The organism is Nocardioides panacihumi, assembly GCF_039530925.1.
Classification (GTDB): Bacteria; Actinomycetota; Actinomycetes; order Propionibacteriales; family Nocardioidaceae; genus Nocardioides; species Nocardioides panacihumi.
Map to the genome: position 1 here is coordinate 797,385 of NZ_BAAAPB010000001.1, position 18,467 is coordinate 815,851.

Annotated in this window: 21 protein-coding genes; 7 read left to right on the forward strand and 14 right to left on the reverse strand. The window is 72.7% G+C overall.

Annotation, left to right across the window (positions count from 1 at the left end):
- Positions 1-54: 54 nt before the first annotated feature.
- Both ABD205_RS03830 and ABD205_RS03835 read right to left on the reverse strand, forming a co-directional pair.
- Positions 55-1,059, reverse strand: coding sequence for an adenosine deaminase (locus ABD205_RS03830; RefSeq protein WP_344042574.1), 1,005 nt, complete (start codon positions 1,057-1,059; stop codon positions 55-57).
- A 199-nt stretch (positions 1,060-1,258) separates the two neighbouring features.
- On the reverse strand, positions 1,259-1,747 hold the full coding sequence (locus ABD205_RS03835) for a MarR family winged helix-turn-helix transcriptional regulator (protein ID WP_344042576.1): 489 nt from the start codon (positions 1,745-1,747) through the stop codon (positions 1,259-1,261).
- 41 nt (positions 1,748-1,788) lie between these two features.
- Here ABD205_RS03835 and ABD205_RS03840 point away from each other — a divergent pair, with 41 nt between their 5' ends.
- The gene (locus ABD205_RS03840; protein WP_344042578.1) at positions 1,789-2,727 is read left to right on the forward strand and encodes an EamA family transporter; all 939 of its coding nucleotides are present in this window, start codon (positions 1,789-1,791) and stop codon (positions 2,725-2,727) included.
- A gap of 60 nt (positions 2,728-2,787) precedes the next feature.
- Here the strand turns inward: ABD205_RS03840 and ABD205_RS03845 are convergent, their stop codons facing one another.
- Together ABD205_RS03845 and ABD205_RS03850 are read right to left on the reverse strand one after the other, a co-directional pair.
- Complete coding sequence (locus ABD205_RS03845; RefSeq protein ID WP_344042580.1) at positions 2,788-3,675, reverse strand: LLM class flavin-dependent oxidoreductase; 888 nt, start codon at positions 3,673-3,675, stop codon at positions 2,788-2,790.
- A gap of 20 nt (positions 3,676-3,695) precedes the next feature.
- Complete coding sequence (locus ABD205_RS03850; RefSeq protein ID WP_344042582.1) at positions 3,696-4,922, reverse strand: MFS transporter; 1,227 nt, start codon at positions 4,920-4,922, stop codon at positions 3,696-3,698.
- Positions 4,923-5,028: 106 nt separating this feature from the next.
- Between ABD205_RS03850 and ABD205_RS03855 the strand changes: the two genes are divergently transcribed.
- The gene (locus tag ABD205_RS03855) at positions 5,029-5,598 is read left to right on the forward strand and encodes a TetR/AcrR family transcriptional regulator (protein ID WP_344042584.1); all 570 of its coding nucleotides are present in this window, start codon (positions 5,029-5,031) and stop codon (positions 5,596-5,598) included.
- 18 nt (positions 5,599-5,616) lie between these two features.
- Here ABD205_RS03855 and ABD205_RS03860 read toward each other — a convergent pair whose 3' ends face one another.
- Positions 5,617-5,961, reverse strand: a complete 345-nt coding sequence (locus ABD205_RS03860; RefSeq protein ID WP_344042586.1) for a VOC family protein — start codon at positions 5,959-5,961, stop codon at positions 5,617-5,619.
- A 140-nt stretch (positions 5,962-6,101) separates the two neighbouring features.
- Between ABD205_RS03860 and ABD205_RS03865 the strand changes: the two genes are divergently transcribed.
- Entirely contained in the window at positions 6,102-6,425 is a 324-nt protein-coding gene (locus tag ABD205_RS03865) for a helix-turn-helix domain-containing protein (protein WP_344042588.1), read from the forward strand.
- Positions 6,426-6,435: 10 nt separating this feature from the next.
- Here the strand turns inward: ABD205_RS03865 and ABD205_RS03870 are convergent, their stop codons facing one another.
- Entirely contained in the window at positions 6,436-7,038 is a 603-nt protein-coding gene (locus tag ABD205_RS03870) for a ClpP family protease (protein WP_344042590.1), read from the reverse strand.
- Positions 7,035-7,658 (reverse strand): ATP-dependent Clp protease proteolytic subunit, encoded by a 624-nt coding sequence (locus ABD205_RS03875; protein WP_344042592.1) that lies wholly within the window; start codon positions 7,656-7,658, stop codon positions 7,035-7,037. Before ABD205_RS03875 ends, ABD205_RS03870 begins: the two co-directional genes overlap by 4 nt.
- A 93-nt stretch (positions 7,659-7,751) precedes the next feature.
- Here ABD205_RS03875 and ABD205_RS03880 point away from each other — a divergent pair, with 93 nt between their 5' ends.
- Positions 7,752-8,285, forward strand: a complete 534-nt coding sequence (locus ABD205_RS03880) for a GNAT family N-acetyltransferase (protein WP_344042594.1) — start codon at positions 7,752-7,754, stop codon at positions 8,283-8,285.
- A complete protein-coding gene (locus ABD205_RS03885; protein WP_344042596.1) occupies positions 8,282-8,866 on the forward strand; it encodes an NUDIX hydrolase in 585 nt (194 codons plus the stop codon). Before ABD205_RS03880 ends, ABD205_RS03885 begins: the two co-directional genes overlap by 4 nt.
- Positions 8,867-8,965: 99 nt before the next feature.
- Here ABD205_RS03885 and ABD205_RS03890 read toward each other — a convergent pair whose 3' ends face one another.
- Genes ABD205_RS03890 through gabT form a run of 3 tightly spaced genes read right to left on the reverse strand, consistent with a single transcriptional unit; the run spans position 8,966 to position 13,034 of the window.
- Positions 8,966-10,435 carry an NAD-dependent succinate-semialdehyde dehydrogenase gene (locus ABD205_RS03890; protein WP_344042598.1) on the reverse strand — a complete coding sequence of 490 codons (1,470 nt, stop codon included), beginning with the start codon at positions 10,433-10,435 and terminating at the stop codon, positions 8,966-8,968.
- Positions 10,432-11,694: a Glu/Leu/Phe/Val family dehydrogenase gene (locus ABD205_RS03895; RefSeq protein WP_344042600.1), complete on the reverse strand. Its 1,263-nt coding sequence runs from the start codon at positions 11,692-11,694 to the stop codon at positions 10,432-10,434. The genes ABD205_RS03890 and ABD205_RS03895 overlap by 4 nt, the downstream gene beginning before the upstream one ends.
- A complete protein-coding gene (gene gabT, locus ABD205_RS03900; RefSeq protein ID WP_344042602.1) occupies positions 11,691-13,034 on the reverse strand; it encodes a 4-aminobutyrate--2-oxoglutarate transaminase in 1,344 nt (447 codons plus the stop codon). Before gabT ends, ABD205_RS03895 begins: the two co-directional genes overlap by 4 nt.
- Before the next feature lie 70 nt (positions 13,035-13,104).
- Here gabT and ABD205_RS03905 point away from each other — a divergent pair, with 70 nt between their 5' ends.
- Together ABD205_RS03905 and ABD205_RS03910 are read left to right on the forward strand one after the other, a co-directional pair.
- Positions 13,105-13,992 carry a LysR family transcriptional regulator gene (locus ABD205_RS03905; RefSeq protein WP_344044451.1) on the forward strand — a complete coding sequence of 296 codons (888 nt, stop codon included), beginning with the start codon at positions 13,105-13,107 and terminating at the stop codon, positions 13,990-13,992.
- 56 nt (positions 13,993-14,048) lie between these two features.
- On the forward strand, positions 14,049-14,465 hold the full coding sequence (locus ABD205_RS03910) for a hypothetical protein (protein WP_344042604.1): 417 nt from the start codon (positions 14,049-14,051) through the stop codon (positions 14,463-14,465).
- A 14-nt stretch (positions 14,466-14,479) separates the two neighbouring features.
- Here ABD205_RS03910 and ABD205_RS03915 read toward each other — a convergent pair whose 3' ends face one another.
- The 4 genes from ABD205_RS03915 to ABD205_RS03930 form a co-directional block, all read right to left on the reverse strand.
- The gene (locus ABD205_RS03915) at positions 14,480-15,262 is read right to left on the reverse strand and encodes an alpha/beta fold hydrolase (protein ID WP_344042606.1); all 783 of its coding nucleotides are present in this window, start codon (positions 15,260-15,262) and stop codon (positions 14,480-14,482) included.
- A gap of 76 nt (positions 15,263-15,338) precedes the next feature.
- Positions 15,339-16,247 carry a TIGR03086 family metal-binding protein gene (locus ABD205_RS03920; RefSeq protein ID WP_344042608.1) on the reverse strand — a complete coding sequence of 303 codons (909 nt, stop codon included), beginning with the start codon at positions 16,245-16,247 and terminating at the stop codon, positions 15,339-15,341.
- Positions 16,248-16,257: 10 nt separating this feature from the next.
- Entirely contained in the window at positions 16,258-17,268 is a 1,011-nt protein-coding gene (locus tag ABD205_RS03925) for a phosphotransferase family protein (RefSeq protein WP_344042610.1), read from the reverse strand.
- A gap of 60 nt (positions 17,269-17,328) precedes the next feature.
- Positions 17,329-18,057, reverse strand: a complete 729-nt coding sequence (locus ABD205_RS03930) for a gamma-glutamyl-gamma-aminobutyrate hydrolase family protein (protein ID WP_344042612.1) — start codon at positions 18,055-18,057, stop codon at positions 17,329-17,331.
- Between the last annotated feature and the right edge of the window lie 410 nt (positions 18,058-18,467).

Below are 18,467 nucleotides of genomic sequence, written 5' to 3' on the forward strand. Positions count from 1 at the left end.
AGGATGCGCCGACTCGGCGCTCTGAGGGCGCCAGTTCGCGCCGACTCGGCGGTCTCAGCCTGCGACGTACGCGTCGATCTCGCCGAGGATCCGCTGCTTGACGTCGTCGGGGGCGAAGGAGACGCCGACCGACGTACGCGCCAGGTCCGCGATGCCGGCGTGGTCGAGCTCGAGCAGCTCGGCGGCGATCTCGTACTCCCGGTTGAGCGTCGTGTTGAACATCGGCGGGTCGTCGGACGCGATCGAGACCGCCACCCCCGCGTCGACGAACGTCCGCAACGGGTGCTCCTCGATCGCGGCGACCGCGCGGGTGGCGATGTTCGACGACGGGCAGACCTCGAGCGCGATGCCCTCCTCGGCGAGGTGCTCGAGCAGCGTGAAGTCCTGCGCCGCCGAGGTGCCGTGGCCGATCCGCTCCGCGCCGAGCAGACGTACGGCGTCCCAGACCGTCTCGGGCCCCGTGGTCTCGCCGCTGTGCGGGACGGAGTGGAGGCCGGCGGCGATCGCGGCTTCGAAGTGCGGCTGGAACTGCGGCCGCGGCACCCCGACCTCGGGGCCGCCTAGCCCGAAGCCGACCAGCGCGTCCGGCGCGTGGTCGAGTGCGTAGGTCAGCGTCGCGTCGGCCGCCGGCAGGCCGGACTCGCCGGGGATGTCGTAGATCCACCGCAGCACCAGCCCGAAGTCGCGCTCGGCGGCCACCCGGGCGTCCTCGATCGCCTCGGTGTAGGCCTCGATCGGGATGCCCCGGATGACTGACGTGTACGGCGTGCAGGTGAGCTCGGCGTACCGCAGCGACTGGCCGCGCGCCATGTCGCGCGCGATCTCGTAGGTCAGGTAGCGGATGTCCTCCGGCGTGCGCACCAGGTCGACGACGGAGAGGTAGACGTCGATGAAGTGGGCGAAGTCGCGGAACTCGAAGTACTTCCGCAGCGCCTCCAGGTCGCTCGGGACGGCACCCGGATGACGCTCGGCCAGCTCGGAGACGATCCGCGGGGAGACGGAGCCGATGTGATGGACGTGGAGCTCGGCCTTGGGCAGGCCCTGGATGAAGTCACGCACACCCGGATCGTGCCACCGCCGGGCACGGCGACCCACATCCTCAGCCTGACGCCTCCATTCGCCCGCCGAGACGTCGATCCCCACGGTGCGAGCCGTCAATAGGGCGTGACCGATCGACGTCTCGGGCCGTGGGGATTGACGTCTCGGGCCGTGGGGATTGACGTCTCGGGCCGTGGGGATTGACGTCTCGGGGTGGTCGTCAGGCGCCGAGCTCCTCGGCCCAGCGCTGCAGCAGGCCGGCGAGCACCTCACGCTCGTCGGGGGTGAAGACCTCGAGGAGCCGGTGCTCGTTGCTCATGTGCGCGGTGAAGGCACGGTCGATGAGCTCCCGGCCGGCGTCGGTGAGCGCGATGACCCGGCCGCGTCCGTCGTCCATGCTGACCTGGCGGGTCACCCATCCCTGGGCCAGGCACCGGTCGACCCGCTTGGTGACGGCGCCCGTGGTGACCATGGTCTGGCCCGCCAGGTCGCCGGGCGTCAGTGCGTACGGCGCCCCCTGCCGACGCAGTGTCGCGAGGATGTCGAACTCCCCCTCACCCAGGCCGTGCTCGGCGTAGACAGCGATGAGCTCGTCGGTCAGCCGTAGCCCGACCCTGTGCAGCCGGCCGATGACGCCCTGCGGTGACGCGTCGAGGTCCGGACGCTCCTGTGCCCACTGGGCCATCACGCGTGCGACGTGGTCGGTCATGGAGCGGGAATATATCTGACGCGGAAGATATTATGTCTTCCATGGAAGCAAAGTGGCTGGGAATCGCTGCGATCGCCCCGATCTCGTGGGGCGCGGGCTACTACGTCACCGAGACGTTCCTGCCGCCCGACCGCCCCCTGTTCGGAGCGGCGGTCCGCGCGCTGCCGTTCGGGCTGCTCCTCCTGGCCGTGCGGCCCGGGCTGCTCCGGGGCGCCTGGTGGTGGCGGACCGCGCTGCTGGGCGCGCTCAACTTCTCGGCGTTCTTCACCCTCATCTTCGTCGCGTCCTACCGCCTGCCGGGCGGCCTCGCCTCCACCATCACGGCCACCGCTCCGATCGCCCTCATGCTGATGGCCTGGGCGCTCGCCGGCGAGCGCCCGCACCGTGCGTCACTGGCCGCCGCGGTCGTCGGCGTCGCCGGCGTGGCGCTGCTGGTGCTGCGGGGTGGCGTCGCCGTCGACCCGATCGGCGTGCTCGCCTCGCTCGGCGCGGTGGTCGTCTCCTCCCTCGGGTTCGTCCTGGTCAAGACGTGGCGCCCGCCGGTGGAGCTGGCCACCTTCACGGCATGGCAGCTGGTCTTCGGCGGGCTGCTCCTCGTGCCGATCGCGCTCCTCGTCGAAGGCGCGCCGCCCGCCCTGGACGCCCGCGCGGTCGGCGGGTTCGCGTTCCTGGGCCTCCTCGGCACGGACGCGGCGTACGCCGCCTGGTTCTCCGCACTGAGGCGCCTCCCGGCCGCGGCCGTCTCCCTCGTCGGCCTGCTCAACCCGGTCACCGGCACCGTCGTCGGCGTCGCACTGGCCGGCGAGGCGTTCGGGTCGACCCGGCTGATCGGCATGGTGCTCGTGCTCGGGGGCGCACTCCTCGGGCAGCCCGCGGTCATCGAGGCAGTACGCCGGCGTCGCGCCGCCGGGCCGGTCCCCGCCGCCCCCGTCGCGACCGGCGCGTCAACCCGGGGTAACTCAGCGTTCGCCGAGGTATGAGTCCGTTCCAACGGACGTCCACGTCGGCGAACACTGAGTTACCCCCCCCGGGCACGCCGGTCACCCCAGGCGGTCGGCCACCTCCGCCTTGAACCGCGCGATCCGGTCGCTGCGCTCGGCGAAGGTGTCGCCCAGGTTCGCGTCGGGCAGGTTGAACTCGTCGAAGCCGGCCTCGGCGTACGCCGCCATCGCCTCGACGAGCTGCTCCGCGGAGCCGGCCACGTGCGGTCGTCCGGGCGCCGGGGTCTCACCGTCGAGGTCGACCATGGCGTTCACCGAGCACCGCACGGTGGCGGGGTCGCGACCCACCCTCTCGCACGCCTCCACGAGCCTGGCCCGGGCGCCGGCCGCTGACTGCGGCGTGCCCCAGGTGTTCCACTCGTCGGCGTGGCGGGCGGTGATCCGCAGCATCCGCGGGCTGCTCGTGCCCACCAGGATCGGTAGCCGCTCCTGGATCGGCTTGGGGTCGCAGGGAGCGTCGGTGATCGTGTAGACGTCGCCGGCGAACGTCGTCGCATCCTCGGTGAGCAGCGACCGCACGATCCGGATCGCCTCGGAGAAGCGGGTCACGCGGGGGCCCGGCGGCTCGAGCTCGATCCCGTAGGCGGCGTGCTCGTTGACCTGCCACCCGGCCCCGAGACCGAGCACCATCCGACCGCCCGAGAGGTGGTCGATCGTCGCCGCGCGGTTGGCCAGCACGGCCGGGTGGTGGATCGACGTCGGCGAGACCAGCGTGCCGATCCGCACCCGTCGGGTCGTGACCGCGATCGCCGGGAGCAGCCCCCACGCCTCGTGGGTATCGCCCGGCGCGAACGACGTGTCACCGGTGTTCGGCATGTAGTGGTCCGCGATCCACACCCCGAACCAGCCGGCATCGTCCGCCGCCCGCGCCGCCGCCACGATGTCGGTGGCGGGCCTGCTCGCGTTCGGCCACAGGGAGAACTTCACGCCCCGACGCTACCGAGCGATCACGCGGCGTCGCGCAGCACGTGCAGCACAGGCTCCGGCCGGCGGTCGGTCCTCGCCATCGTCGCCTGCACGACGGCGCCGAGGAGGGCCGTCACGAGCACGACGGCGCCGTACGCCTCGACCGTGGGCAGCAGCCCGATGCGAGTGGCGAGCTGGCCGGCGATGATCGCCGGGATGCCGAAGGAGAGGTACGCCGTGGTGTAGACGCCCGCGAAGACGCCGGCGCGCTGGTGCGGCTCGACGTGCGGGCCCAGCAGGCGCAGGTGCCCCGCGAACGACGCGCCGAAGCCGGCTCCGCCGACGATCCCGCCGAGCCAGACGAGCGGGAGCCACGCCTCGGTGACGCCGACCAGCACCACGGACATCCCGACCAGCACGAGCACCACGCCGGTCAGGGTCGTACGCCGGGCGGTGAGCGCACCGAACGCCAGCGTCGCGACCGCGGCCGAGAACGGCCCCAGGAACGCGGTGAACCCGGCGACCAGCCCCCCGTCCAGCCCGAACTGCACGCGCAGCACCGCCGGGGAGAGGCCCATGAAGAAGGCCGCCAGCATCCACCCGGGGAGGTGCACCGGGAGGCCGCCGAGGAACTCGCGGCGCGCACGCGCCGGCACTGCGATCCGCGGGTCGAGCGAGCGCAGCGCGCCCGGACGGCGGCCCGAGGTCTCCTCCGTCCGAGCGACGACGCCGAAGCCGACGACCATCACGACGGCGAGGACGCCGAACACGAGCGCGTTCGCGTCCGGGGTGAACTGCACGGCCGCCCCGGTGAGGAGGGCGCCGATGCCGAGCCCACCGGCAGCGGCCGTCCCGGCGAAGCTGCTGCCGAGGCGCTTGAGGTGGTCGGGGGCGTGCTCGACGATCGCGGCGCTGAACGCGCTGGCGCCGAAGCCCGTCGCGACGCCCTGGACGATGCGGGCGATCACGACCCACGTGATGTCGGGCGCGACGAGGAAGACGACCATCGCGGCGAGCTCGCCGACGAGGGCGCCGAGCAGGACGGGGCGGCGCCCGACGTGGTCGGAGAGCGAGCCGCCGATCAGCACTGCGACGAGCAGGGCGAGGGCGTAGACGGCGAAGGCGAGGGTGAGCGCGCCGGCCGAGAAGCCCCACTCCTGCTGGCGCAGCGCGAGCAGCGGCGTCGGCGCGCCTGCGGCGAGGAAGAAGGCGGCGAACACGGCCGCGACGCTCGCGAAGGCGGCGGTCGGCGAGAGGGTGCGGGACATCGGAGGCTCCTTTAGACAGGTCTGTCTATCGATGCCCGATCTTAGACAGACCTGTCCAACAAGCACAAGGCTTTTTTGAACAGATCTGTCTGATACGCTCGTGGGCGTGACCACGAAGCGCCCGTCCGCCCGCGAGCGGCTGCTCGACGCCGCCGACCGGCTGTTCTATGCCGAGGGCGTGCACACCGTCGGCATCGACCGGCTGATCGAGGAGGCGGGGGTCGCGAAGGGGTCGCTGTTCTACAACTTCTCCGGCAAGGACGACCTCGTGGCGGCGTACCTCGCGGGTCGCGACGAGCGGCGCCGCGCCCGCATCGCGCGTCACACCGAGGGCCTGACCGACCCCGTCGAGAAGCTGCTCGCGATCTTCGACGCGCTGCACGAGGCGGTCACCTCGCCGGGCTGGAACGGCTGCGCCTTCGCGAACGCCAGCGCCGAGGCCGCCCCCGACAGCGTCGAGGCAGTCGCGCAGCGGACCTACCGGGTGTGGTTCAGCGACCTGCTGCTCGAGCTGGCCACCGAGGCGGGGTACGCCGACCCGGCCGGCGTCGCCGGGCGGCTGCGCCTGATCTACGACGGCGCCGTGGCGAGCTCCCGCATCGACGCCCACCCTGCCGCGGCACTGGTGGCCAAGGACCTGGCCCGGCTCGTGCTCGAGGCCGCGCCCCGCACCTGAGTCCCCGCCGGGCGGGACTCACCGATCCTGGAGGACGCCGAGCACGTTGCCGTCCGGGTCGGTGAACGTGGCGACCAGGCGGCCGCCGCCGACGTCGCGCGGGCTGTCCTGGACCGTGCCGCCCGCGGCGGTGACCGCGGCGAGCTTCGCCTCGATGTCGGCCACGTGCCAGTAGGCGACGGGACCGGTCATCCCCTGCTCGGCGCCGTTCGGCACCAGCCCGATGTGCTGCCCCGCGACGTCGTACCCGACGTAGTAGGGCGCGTCGGCCGTCGGCTCCGCGCCGAGCAGCGCGGTGTAGACGGCCTTCGCCGCCGCCAGGTCCGTCACGGGGTGCAGCACGGTCTTGATTCCCTCGGTCATGTCCCTCTCCTCGTCAGTGTCGAGCCTCAGGTGGGTGCTCCACGGTGATGACGACGCCCGGCGGGCGGATGTGACATCGTCCGTTCGCCTGGGGCGAACGACCCTCGCCCCGGCGGCCCGCACGCGCCTACGGTGGCCCCATGGGCGACGTCATCCGCTTCCCGCGACCCAGCGTCCGCACCGTGCACGCGACCGAGCCGGCGCCGCTGTGGCGCGAGGCGGTCGGCCGCGAGCTCCGCGAGGAGCGGACCGGCCAGGACCGCACGCTCTCCGACGTGGCGGGCGTGGCGGGTGTCTCGACCCAATACCTCTCCGAGGTCGAGCGCGGGCGCAAGGAGCCCAGCTCCGAGGTGATCGAGGCGGTCGGCGGCGCGCTCGGGCTCAGCCTGGTCGACCTCACGGCCCGCGTCACCCGGCGGCTGCAGGCGACGTCCCTGCGCGGGCCGCTCGCCCTCGCCGCCTGAGAACGTCGCGTCAGACCGCGGCGAGCTTGCGGCTCTCCAGCACCGTGTCGACGACGCCGTACGCCACCGCGTCCTCGGCGCCCAGGACCAGGTCGCGCTCGGTGTCGGCGCGGACCTGCTCGAGCGAGCGCCCCGTGTGGCGGGCGAGCAGCTCGACCAGCTCGGTCCGCAGCCGCGCGACCTCCGCTGCCTCGACCTGCAGGTCCGGCAGGGTGCCGCGCCGCCCGGCGGAGGGTTGGTCGAGCACGATCCGCGCGTGCGGCAGGACCGTACGCCGACCGGGCTGGCCGGCCGCGAGCAGGACCGAAGCCGTGCTGGCCGCCTGGCCGACGCAGGTGGTCGCGACCGGCGCCCGGATGAACTGGACGGTGTCGTAGATCGCCAGCATCGCCGTCGGCTCGCCACCGGGGCTGTTGAGGTAGAGGTTGATCTCGGCGTCGGGGCTCTCCGACTCCAGGTGCAGCAGCTGGGCGATGACCACGTTGGCGACGCCGTCGTCGATCGGCGTGCCGACGTACACGATGCGGTCGGTCAGCAGCCGGCTGTAGACGTCGACGGCCCGCTCGCCGCTGCGGGTCTTCTCGACGACCGACGGGATGGTGTAGCTGCTCATCGGGCCACCTCCGCCAGGCCGAACGCGGAGCGCCGTGCCGGCGTCACGGAGTGCACGTCGGACAGCACCGCGTCGGCGAGCCCGTAGTCGCACGCCTCCGCGGCGGTGAACCACTTGTCGCGCAGGGAGTCCTGCGTCACCCGGTCGACCGGCTGGCCGGTGCGCTCGGCGGTGATCTGGAGCATCCGCGCGTTGAGTCGGGCGAGACGGGCGGCCTGGATCTCGATGTCGCTCGCCGAGCCGCCGAAGCCGGCCGACCCCTGGTGGAGCAGGACCTCGGCGTTCGGGAGGACGAACCGCTTGCCCGGCGTACCGGCCGTCAGCAGGAACTGGCCCATGCTCGCCGCCAGGCCCATCGCCAGCGTCGAGACGTCGTTCGGGATCAGCTCCATGGTGTCGAAGATCGCCATCCCGGCCGTCACCGATCCGCCCGGGGAGTTGATGTAGAGGCTGATGTCGCGGTGCGGGTCCTCGGCGCTGAGCAGCAGGAGCTGGGCGCAGACCCGGTTCGCGATCGGGTCGTCCACCTCCTGGCCGAGGACGATGATGCGCTGGTGCTGCAGCCGGACGGTCAGCTGGTCGTCCAGGGGGCCGTCGGGCCGGTCAGGGTTCTGGGTCATGTCCCGAGCCTGGCCCCGGGAGGGTCGCCGCCCAACCGATTCGTCCGTCAGCGGATCTGCCCTCAGCAGAGGACGAGCCGCCATCATGGAGGCATGACGATCGAGCCGATGACGGCCGACCACTACCCGGAGGTCGCGAGGATCTTCGCGGCAGGGATTGCGACCGGCAACGCCACGTTCGAGACCGGGGCGGCGACGTGGGAGCAGTTCGACGCCGCCAAGCTGCCCGAGCACCGCTGGGTCGCCGTCGACGGCGACCAGGTGCTGGGGTGGGTGGCCGTCTCACCCGTCTCCGACCGCTGCGTCTACGCCGGCGTCGTCGAGCACGCCGTGTACGTCGACCCGGCGGCGCGAGGCCGCGGCGTCGGACGTGCCCTCCTCGACGCACTCGTCGCCTCGACGGAGGAGGCCGGGATCTGGACGATCCAGTCGGGCGTCTTCCCGGAGAACACCGCCAGCCTCGCCCTGCACGCCGCGGCCGGGTTCCGTGCCGTCGGGACCCGTGAGCGGGTCGGGCTGATGACGCACGGTCCGTACGCCGGTCGCTGGCGCGACGTCGTCCTCGTCGAACGTCGCAGCCGTCTCGTCGGCGGGCTCGTCGACCCTCTCGGCACAATGGCCGGGTGACCCCCGAGCCCGAACCCGTACGCACCCTGGTGCCGGTGCCGCCCGCGGAGCGACCGCGGCGCACCCGCCGCACGGTGCGGGTCCTCGTCGTCGACGACCACGACCGGCTGCTGCTCTTCGCCGACACCGACCCGGGGCTGCCCGGCACGCGCTGGTGGATCACCCCGGGCGGCGGCATCGACCCCGGTGAGACCGAGCTCGAGGCGGCGGTGCGCGAGCTCCGGGAGGAGACCGGCCTGCGGGTCGGGGCCGACGACCTGCTCGGGCCCGTGCTGACGCGCCGCGTCGTGCACGGCTACACCGATGTCGTCATCGACCAGGAGGACGTCTTCTACGCCTGCTGGGTGGCGGCCTTCGAGGTCTCCGACGCCGGGCACACCGAGGAGGAGCGGATCACGATGACCGCCTATCGGTGGTGGAGTCGCGCCCAGCTCGCCGACACCGACGAGGAGATCTGGCCGGCGGTCGTCCTCGACGTCTGGGCCGAGGCCGACGTACGCCGTGAGGAGGCTGCGAGCGGCCGGGCGGCCCGACCCCCGCTCGACGGCGGCAGCGTCGACGAGTCGACCGTCCCGGCCTGACCGGGGGTAACCGTCTGTTCGACACACCACCTGAGGCCTGGCAAGGGTCAGGAGGCGTGTCGAACTGACGGTCACCCCTCGGGGCAGGGGCCGGAGCGGCTACCAGGCGACGCTGAAGTACTGCGTCTCGAGATACTCCTCGAGCCCCGCGCGCGCACCCTCACGACCGATGCCGCTCTGCTTGACCCCGCCGAACGGCGCCGAGGGGTCGGACACGAGCCCGCGGTTGACGCCGACCATGCCGGCCTCGAGCGACTCGGCGATCCTGAGCGCCTCGCCGAGGTCGCCGAAGACGTACGCCGCGAGGCCGAACTCCGTCCCGTTGACCGCCGCGAGCAGCTCGTCGCGGTCGCGCCAGACCACGATCGGCGCGACCGGACCGAAGATCTCCTCGCCCAGCAGCGGGTCGTCCGCGCCGAGACCGGTGAGCACGACCGGCGGGTAGAAGTGACCGGCCCCGGTCGGCGCCGGAGCACGATGCGCGATGACGGCACCGCGTTCGACCGCCTCGTCGACCAGCCTGGTCACGCCCGCGAGCGCCTTCGCCGAGATCAACGGCCCGATGTCGCTGCCCGACTCGGCCGGCCCGACGCGGAGCGCCTCGACCGCCGCTCCGAACCGCGCGGTGAACTCGTCGGCCACGTCGGCGTGGACGTAGAACCGGTTGGCGGCCGTGCACGCCTGACCGCCGTTGCGGAACTTCGCGATCATGGCGCCCTCGACCGCCGCGGCCACGTCGGCCGTGGAGGTCACGACGAACGGCGCGTTGCCGCCCAGCTCCATCGAGGTGTTCACGACCCGGTCTGCGGCCTGGCGCAGCAGCACCCGGCCGACCCCGGTCGACCCCGTGAACGAGATCTTGCGGACCCGCGGGTCCTCCAGCCAGGCGGTGACGATGCCGGCCGCGTCGACGCCGGGCACGACGTTGACGACGCCGTCGGGCACGCCCGCCTCGGCGATCAGGCGGGCGATGGCGAGCGCGGTGAGCGGCGTCTCCGAGGCGGGCTTGAGCACGACGGTGCAGCCGGCCGCCAGGGCGGGCGCGATCTTCCGGGTGGCCATCGCCGCCGGGAAGTTCCAGGGCGTGACGAGCGCGGCGACACCGACCGGCCTGTGGGTCACGATCGTGCGGGTGCCGCCGGCCGGCGAGGAGCCGAAGTCGCCGTGGGGACGGACCGCCTCCTCGGCGTACCACCGGAAGAACTCGGCCGCGTACGTCACCTCGCCGCGCGCGTCGACGAGCGACTTGCCGTTCTCGAGGGCGATCAGCTCGGCGAGCCGGTCGGCGTCACGCAGCATCAGCTCGCGGACCCGGCTGAGCAGCTCGCTGCGCGTCCGCGGAGGGACGGCCGACCAGGCGGGGAGTCGCGCCGCCGCCGCGTCGACCGCGGCGACGGCGTCGGTGGCGTCGCCGTCGGCGACCGAGGCGATCACCTCGCCGGTGGCCGGGTCCTCGACGTCGAACACACCGGCGGCGCCGGGGCGCCACAGGCCGCCGACGAGTACGCCGGCCTCGGGGGCGAGGGCGGAGATCAGCTCGATCTCCGGTCGGGTGCTGAGGTCGGTCACGGGTAGAGGCCTCTCATCTCGTGGGCTCGGAAGACGCGCTCGACGGCCATGCAGGTGGCGGCCAGTCGCAGGGTGAGCTGTCGGCGGGCGGCGTACCCGAGCACGTCGTGCCAGGCGCGGGTCATCCGGTCGACGAGGCGCTGGTTCACCTCGTCCTCGCTCCACCAGTACGACTGGTTGGCCTGCACCCACTCGAAGTAGGAGACGACCACGCCGCCCGCGTTCGCGAGGATGTCGGGCACGACGAGGACGCCGCGCGCCTCGAGGATGCGGTCGGCGTCCGCGGTGAGCGGACCGTTGGCCCCCTCGACGACGATGCGCGCCCGGACGGCCTCCGCGTTGCCCGCGTGGACGACGCCCTCGACCGCGGCCGGGACGAGCAGGTCGACGTCGGCGGTGAGCACGTCCTCACCGTCGATCGCCTGCGCACCCGGGAAGCCGACGACACTGCCGGTCTCGTCGACGAAGCGCTCCAGCGCGGCGATGTCGAGACCCGCCGCGTCGAAGATGGCGCCGTACACGTCGCTGACGGCCACGACCGAGACGCCCTCGTCGGCGAGGAACCGGGCCGCGCCGCGACCCACCTTGCCGAAGCCCTGGACGGCGGCGCGCGCGCCGGCGACGGGGATGCCCACGTGACGCAGCGCCTCGACGGCGATCGCCACGACCCCACGCGAGGTCGACGCGGCCCGGCCCTGCGAGCCGCCGAGCGCGATCGGCTTGCCGGTCACGACGCCGAGGACGGTGTGGCCGCGGCCGACGGAGTAGGTGTCCATCATCCAGGCCATCGTCTGCTCGTCGGTGCCGATGTCGGGAGCGGGGATGTCCTGGTTCGGACCGATGATCGGGGCGATCTCCGAGGTGTAGCGGCGGGTGATCCGCTCCAGCTCGGCGGTGCTGTACTTGCGGGGGTCGACGCGGACGCCGCCCTTTGCGCCGCCGTACGGCACGTCGAGGAGCGCGCACTTCCAGGTCATCCACATCGCCAGGGCGCGCACCTCCTCGATGTCGACCCGGGCGTCGAACCGGACGCCGCCCTTGCCGGGACCGCGCGAGTAGTTGTGCTGCACCCGGTAGCCGCGCAGCACCTCGGTGGTGCCGTCGTCGCGGCGCAGCGGGATGCTGACGCTGATCTCGCGGCGGGGCGCGGCCAGCATGGCGAACACGGCGGGCCCGAGACCGAGGGTCTCGACGGCCTGGGCGAGCTGTTCGCGGGCGTCGTCCAGCACGCTCCGCTCGGGAGCCGCGGTCAGGGTCACTTGGTGCCTGCCAGACCCTGAGCCAGACCCTGGGCGATGATCGTGAACGCCTCGTCGAGCAGCTCGTCGGAGATGCTCAGCGGCGGGAGGAAGCGGATGACGTTGCCCCAGGTGCCGCAGGTCAGCGCGATGACGCCGCATCGGTGGGCGTGCGCGGCCACGGCCCGGGCCAGCGCGCCGTCGGGCTTGCCGGTCACCGGGTCCACGAACTCGGCGGCCACCATGGCGCCGCGGCCACGCACGTCGCCGATCCGCGGGTCGGACTGCTGCAGCTCGCGCAGCCGGCCGACGAGGATGTCCTCGATCTGGCGGGCGCGCTCCAGCAGACCGTCGGACTCGATGGTCTCGATGACGGCGAGGGCGGCCGCGCAGGCGAGCGGGTTGCCGCCGTACGTGCCACCGAGGCCGCCGGGGTGGACGCTGTCCATGATCTCGGCGCGGCCGGTCACCGCCGCGAGCGGCAGGCCGCCCGCGATGCCCTTCGCGCTGACCAGCAGGTCGGGCACGACGCCCTCGTGCTCGACCGCGAACCAGGTGCCGGTGCGGCCGAAGCCCGACTGCACCTCGTCGGCGACGAAGAGCGCGCCGTTCGTCTGGCACCACTCGGCCAGGGCGGCGAGGAAGCCCGGCGCGGGCACGATGAAGCCGCCCTCGCCCTGGATCGGCTCGATGACGAGCGCTGCGACCTGGTCGGCGCCGACCTGGGCCTCGATCATCGCGATGGCACGCTCGGCGGCGAGCTTGCCGTCGATCTCGGCGGCATCGTGGAACGGGTACGACATGGGAGCGCGGTAGACCTCGCCGGCGAACGGGCCGAAGCCCTTCTTGTACGGCATGTTCTTCGCCGTCATCGCCATCGTGAGGTTGGTGCGTCCGTGGTAGGCGTGGTCGAAGACCACGATCGCGTCGCGCCCGGTCGCGACACGCGCGATCTTGACCGCGTTCTCGACCGCCTCGGAGCCGGTGTTGAAGAGAGCCGTCCGCTTCTCGTGGTCGCCGGGCGTGAGCTCGGCGAGCCTCTCGGCGACCGCGATGTAGCCCTCGTAGGGGGTGACCATGAAGCACGTGTGGGTGAAGGCGGCGACCTGCTCGCTGACCGCCTCGACGACCCGCGGGGCGCTGCTGCCGACGGTGGTCACGGCGATGCCGGAGCCGAGGTCGATGAGGCGGTTGCCGTCCACGTCCTCGACGATCCCGCCCGCGGCGCGCGCGGCGAAGACCGGGAGCGTGGTCGCGACGCCGGCGCTGACGGCGGCCTGCTTGCGCTTCATCAGCTCGACGGAGCGGGGTCCGGGGATGGCGGTGGCGAGATGGCGGGACTGGTCGAGATCACTGCTCATGGGATCAGGGTCCAGGTCACGGGAGTTGAAGTCCAAGACTTGTTCAGCACTAGACTCATGCCCTGTGAGCATGGATCTGCGGTTGCTGCGCTACTTCGTGGCCACCGCTGACGCAGGCTCCGCGACGCGCGCGGCCACGGTGCTCCACGTGACGCAGCCGGTCCTGTCGCGCCAGCTGCGCCAGCTCGAGCAGCAGCTCGGTCTGCGCCTCTTCGAGCGGGACGGTCGCCGCCTCCGGCTCACGACCGCGGCGGAGGACTTCCTCGCCGAGGCGCGTGCCCTCCTCAGCCAGGCCGACCAGGTCGAGCGAGCGGCCGAGGCGCTCGCATCGGGCCGGCTCTCCGCGCTGCACCTGGCCGCGCCGACGACGACCCTGACCGACGTACTGGCGCCCTTCCTCGCGACCCTGCACGCCGACGACCCGACGCCGATGGTGCGCGAGCTCGACCCGCTCGGCACGACCGCTGCGCTCCGGGCGGGCGCCGACCTGGCCATGGTGACCCGCTCCCCGTCGCGCTCACTCGCCTCGCGCCTGCTCGCCGTCCTGCCGGTCTGGGCCTACGTCCGCGCGGACGACCCGTGGGCCGACAGGGGCACCGTCGGCGTCGCCGAGCTCGTGCGCCGTCGGCTCGTCCTGCTCACCACCGACTTCCGCCCGCGTGCGCTGCTCGACGGGGCCATGGATGCCGCAGGAGTCGGCTACGGCGAGCACGTCGAGGTCGCCAACGCCCAGGTCGCCCAGGCGATCGCGGCCGCCGGCCGAGGCGTCGCCGTCGTCACCGACGACCCACGGTTCGACCTCGTCCCGCTGCACATCGACGGCCCCGGCGGACCGGTCCGGATCCGCCTGTACGCCGCCTGGGACCCGCGCCACCACGCGGCCGCCACCCTGGCCGGCATCGCGGAGCGGCTCGCTGCGTTCTGCGTGGAGAGGTACGGGCCCGAGGTCGCACCCTGAGCGGTGCGCCCGTCCGGCGTCTTGTGACTGCGGCGGGCCGGGTCTACCGTCCGAGGATGGGGTTCGGGCTCCCCGACGGCCCGTGGTACGGGTTCCTCGTTGTGGCGCTGGTCACGGCAGGGATGTGCGCGGCCGTCGGCGGCGTGCTCTACGAGCCGCAGCTCGCGCGGGGTCTGCGGCGGCTGGCGCGCCGCATCTCCCCTCCTCCCGAGGCTCCTGCTGACATGCCGATCGAGCGGATCGCCCGCAACGCCCGCCGCCTCCGCGCCGAGATGGCCACCCTCTCGTCGGGCACCCCCGCGGCCCGCCGCGAGAGCATCGCGCGCGCGTACGACGACCTGCTGGTCGAGGCGTGCCGTGCGCTCGACGTCCCGGACACCCTGAGCGGCATGCCGCCGGGGGCCGAGCGGGACAGCGAGCGCCTGCACGTCGAGTTCGAGCTCGAGGCGGTGGGCCTGCGCCTGAGCGCGTGAGGCGCCTGCCCCGGTCATCCAGCGTGCGTCAGGGCGTCGGCGATGGCGGCGGCGGTGTGCTGCGGAGCCTCGTCGGGCAGCAGGAACACTGAACCGGGGATCGTCACGAGAGTGACGTTCGGGGCCGCCTGGAGTGTGGCGCGCTCGGCGTCGGTGAGGCCGCCGTCCCCCTTCTCGGCATGGACCACCCAGGCCGGGCTGCCCGACGTGGCCAGCTCGGCGGCGAAGTCGCGGTCCGCAGCGATGTAGTCGAGGTAGTCGGCGCAGACCCGGAGGGAGTCGCGGGTCCGGTTCTGCTTGAGGTCCTCGACCAGCTCCCTCTTGTGCCGGTCAGGAGTCTTGGCAGATCGGACCATCACGGGCATCAGCCGCAGCATGGCGGCCAACGGCCAGCGGCCCACCTTCTGGGACCCCCGGACCACCGCACGGAAGAAGGCGGCCTCGTCCTCGGTCGTCAGGCTGATCCCGAGGAGGACCACCGGGCCGTGGAAGTGACCGGCCAGCACCATCTCCAGAGCGACCGACGCACCGTGGGAGAACCCGGCGACCACATCGCACCCGAGCTCCTCGGCCATCTCCCCGGCGCGGCGGGCCAGCGCCGGGATCGACACGTCTCCGGATGCGGGTGCACCCGCCATGCCCGGCAGCGTCGTGGCCACCAGGCGGACACCGGAGAGCACGGGCTCAGCCATCACCAGGTCGAACGACCGCGCCGCGTTGGCTCCGCCGGGCAGGAGCAGGACGGTGCGATCCGCATCCGCCGGCCCCGAGATCAACAGCTCCCAGGCCTCCCGCATGGCCACCCTCCGAACCAGATCCGCATCGATGCGTGTGAAGGTGCGGCGCGAGGTGCGTCGCGCACCGACACGGTCGTCATCCCTTGACGTAGGAGAACTTCTCCGAGACGAGTCCGTCCCGGAACCGGATGACGTCGACGCCACGTACGTGACCGGGTTGTGCCCCGCCCCAGCCGTAGCTCCAGCGGACGACCGCGCGATCGCCCGACACGAACGACTCCTCCTCGGTGAAGGTCATCCCCGGGGTGTTCATCACCGCTGACCATGCGGCGCCGACCGCGTCACGGCCCTCGTGTCGCTCGCCGTCGGGCGCCGGGGACGTGCTCTCGAAGACGACGTCCTCGGTGACGAGCAGGAGCGCGGCGGCAAGGTCACCGGAGCCGAAGGCCGCGTTGAACCGGGCCAGCAGTCGGTGGTGGGGGCCCCACGACGCGTCGCGGCCGAACCGGGCGAGCAGGTCGTGCTGGCCGTCCCCGGTGAGCGCGCGACGCGCCGAGATCGCGCCCGCGGCGCGGTAGCCCTGCTCGCGCTCGTCGAACCAGTCGGCGACGGCTCGCACGAGATGAGGGTCCATCCGAGCGTCTCCGTCGGTCGCGACGGCGAGGTCCCAGCCGTGGACCAGGTGGTCGGCGGCCAGCTGCATGACGTACTCCGAGCTCGGGGTCTCACCGAAGGAGAGGTGCACCGTGCCCTCTCGGGGCAGCTCGCCGGCGACCGCGGCGATCGCGGCCCGGGCTGCGGTGAGCGTCGATCCGATCGGATCCGCGCCGAGCACGTCCCCCTCGAACCTGTCACCGACCTGGTCGATGGTGGAGCCCGACATGAGCGGCACCGTCCACAGGTCCTCGTAGGTCACGTGGTTGGTCAGGTCGCGCACCGTCCAGTCGGTGCACGGGGTCGGGTCGTCCCATTGGTCCGCCTTGACCGCGTTGACACGGTCGGCGAAGAACTCGACCGTGCGGTGGTAGATCGTGTTCACATCCATCGTGCTCTCCTCAGACGAGGCCGGTCTCGAGCGCCTTCTCGGCCTGGTGCAACCACCACGGCAGCGCAGCGCGCTCCCGTTCGCGGATGCCCGGGTCGGGGTGCTCGACGATGTCGAGCGCCTTGTTCCAGCCCAGCCACGTGAGCCCGGCGAGCAGGCCGAGAAGCAGGGCATCGGTGTCGTACGCCGGGCCGGCCGCCTGGCGGTGCAGGCTCACCAGATCATCGAGCCGCGCGACGATCGTGCGGCTCCCGGCGCTCGCGTCGACCGGACCGAACAGGTGCGCGCACCCCGCCAGGAGCCGGCCGATGTCCAGCTCGGCGGGCCCGGCCGCTGCCAGACCCCAGTCGATCAGGGTCAGGCACCCGGGACGGTCGGGTTCGAACGCCATGTTCACGGTGGCGAGGTCGCCGTGCAGGAGGGTCTGCGGCAGGGCCAGGCAGGCCGCCGTGAGCGGCGCGGCATCCTGGGCCAGGGCGAGCACCCGCTCCCCGACCTCGCCCGGGGCGACCTCGGGCCAGTACTCCCAGCCGCGCAGGGCGTAATCGACGAGGGCGGCGCCGGCGTACGGTCGGATCCGGCCGGGCTCGAACATGCTCAGGAGCGATCCGAGCGGGGTGAGGTCGCCCGGCGCCGACGCGAGGAACGCCGCGTGCAGGTCGGCCACCGCCCGGAAGATCGTCTCGGCCTGCTGCCTGGTGACGATGGAGTGCCAGCTCAGCACGGCCTCGCCGAGGTCGCGCATGACCAGGACGCCGCGGCCGTCGTCGTACCAGCCGTCCAGGACGGGATGGAGCACGTTCGCCGGCAACCGGTCGAGGACGCCGCGGACGAAGAAGTCCACCTCGCGGCCACGGGTGTCCCTCGACAGGCGCATCACCAGGTCGACGGTGGGATCGAACCTCTTCACGACCACGCGCGAGCCGTCGGCCAGGACGACGCGCTCCAGCGTCGCTCCGGAACGGCCGTCGTCGTTGACCGGGGTGCGCTCGAGTGGGGTCGCGAGGAGCGCGCGGTCCATGGCTCCATCGTGCCCCCGGATCCGGATCGCTGCATCACCCGAATGCGGGCTGACCCGGCCTCAACGGGTCGATGCGGCGACGAGCGCCTCGAAGACCGCGAGCTGCTGCGGGTCGGTCGTCCAGGTGTCCTCGGGATGCCACTGCACGCCCAGGAACCACCCGCGGGCCGCCGGGATCTCAACAGCCTCGACGACACCCTCCTCAGCACGAGCGACGACCTCCATGCCGGAGCCGAGACGATCGAGGCACTGGTGGTGGTAGCAGGAGGACTCGATCTTGGTGCCGACGACCGACGCGAGCGCCGACCCGTCGTCGACGGCGATGGTGTGGACGTGGTGCCGGTGGTGGCGCATCTCGCCGAACGTCTCGTCCATGTCCTGCACGACCGTGCCGCCGAGCACGGCGTTCACCACCTGCAGGCCCCGGCACACCGCGAGCAGCGGGATCCCGCCCGCGAGGCAGACGCGGGCAACCGCCAGGTCGAAGGCGTCCTGCTCGTCGTCGACGTCGTAGAGCGTCCGATGGGCACCCTGGCCCGTCCAGTGCGCGCCGAGGTCGCCGCCTCCCGGAAGGAGTACGCCGTCCGCGACCGCGATCCTTGCGGCGACCTCGTCGTCGCCGACCACGCCGTCGGGCGCGTGCGGATGCAGGACGAGCGGCTCACCACCTGCCGCGAACACGGCCTCGACCAGGTTGCGTGAGGTGACCTCGGCGGCGTAGCGCAGCGCCGAGGCGCTCGCGGAGAAGCGGGCCGGGATGACGATCCGAGGGCGTCCGTGCTCAGCCATGGTTGATCCAGGTGGTCTCGAGGTCGCCGTACTCGTCGAGGGCGTGGGGCGACGTGCCGCGACCGAAGCCGGAGAGCTTCACACCGCCGAACGGTACGCCCAGGTCGCCGACCGGGTCGGTCGACGCGACGTCGCGACGTGGGAGAGGGGCCGCCCGACCCCCACTGAAGGACGGCCCCTCGCAGAGTAGACACGCCGAATGGGGGTTCCATGACGCGAGTCGAGGCAAGACGTTTCGAAAAGGACGGAGGCTCCGGTCCCTTGCGGGGGGCCGGAGCCTCCACACCTGCGCTCGCCACGGGACGGGGACACGAGCAGTCGTCCCGTGCACGGTTCGGGGCCTTCGAGCGAAGGTGTCACCAGGAAGACACGCGACGAGGGCATCTGCTTACGCCGGACGCGAGATGTTC

What these genes read in the sequence shown, in the direction of transcription:
- ABD205_RS03925 (WP_344042610.1), bottom strand. Translation starts at nt 17,268, where the DNA reads ATGGACCGCGCGCTCCTCGCGACCCCACTCGAGCGCACCCCGGTCAAC.
- ABD205_RS03920 (WP_344042608.1), bottom strand. Translation starts at nt 16,247, where the DNA reads ATGGATGTGAACACGATCTACCACCGCACGGTCGAGTTCTTCGCCGAC.
- gabT (WP_344042602.1), bottom strand. Translation starts at nt 13,034, where the DNA reads ATGAGCAGTGATCTCGACCAGTCCCGCCATCTCGCCACCGCCATCCCC.
- ABD205_RS03840 (WP_344042578.1), top strand. Translation starts at nt 1,789, where the DNA reads ATGGAAGCAAAGTGGCTGGGAATCGCTGCGATCGCCCCGATCTCGTGG.
- ABD205_RS03860 (WP_344042586.1), bottom strand. Translation starts at nt 5,961, where the DNA reads ATGACCGAGGGAATCAAGACCGTGCTGCACCCCGTGACGGACCTGGCG.
- ABD205_RS03835 (WP_344042576.1), bottom strand. Translation starts at nt 1,747, where the DNA reads ATGACCGACCACGTCGCACGCGTGATGGCCCAGTGGGCACAGGAGCGT.
- ABD205_RS03865 (WP_344042588.1), top strand. Translation starts at nt 6,102, where the DNA reads ATGGGCGACGTCATCCGCTTCCCGCGACCCAGCGTCCGCACCGTGCAC.
- ABD205_RS03910 (WP_344042604.1), top strand. Translation starts at nt 14,049, where the DNA reads ATGGGGTTCGGGCTCCCCGACGGCCCGTGGTACGGGTTCCTCGTTGTG.
- ABD205_RS03905 (WP_344044451.1), top strand. Translation starts at nt 13,105, where the DNA reads ATGGATCTGCGGTTGCTGCGCTACTTCGTGGCCACCGCTGACGCAGGC.
- ABD205_RS03880 (WP_344042594.1), top strand. Translation starts at nt 7,752, where the DNA reads ATGACGATCGAGCCGATGACGGCCGACCACTACCCGGAGGTCGCGAGG.
- ABD205_RS03850 (WP_344042582.1), bottom strand. Translation starts at nt 4,922, where the DNA reads ATGTCCCGCACCCTCTCGCCGACCGCCGCCTTCGCGAGCGTCGCGGCC.
- ABD205_RS03915 (WP_344042606.1), bottom strand. Translation starts at nt 15,262, where the DNA reads ATGCGGGAGGCCTGGGAGCTGTTGATCTCGGGGCCGGCGGATGCGGAT.
- ABD205_RS03875 (WP_344042592.1), bottom strand. Translation starts at nt 7,658, where the DNA reads ATGACCCAGAACCCTGACCGGCCCGACGGCCCCCTGGACGACCAGCTG.
- ABD205_RS03870 (WP_344042590.1), bottom strand. Translation starts at nt 7,038, where the DNA reads ATGAGCAGCTACACCATCCCGTCGGTCGTCGAGAAGACCCGCAGCGGC.
- ABD205_RS03930 (WP_344042612.1), bottom strand. Translation starts at nt 18,057, where the DNA reads ATGGCTGAGCACGGACGCCCTCGGATCGTCATCCCGGCCCGCTTCTCC.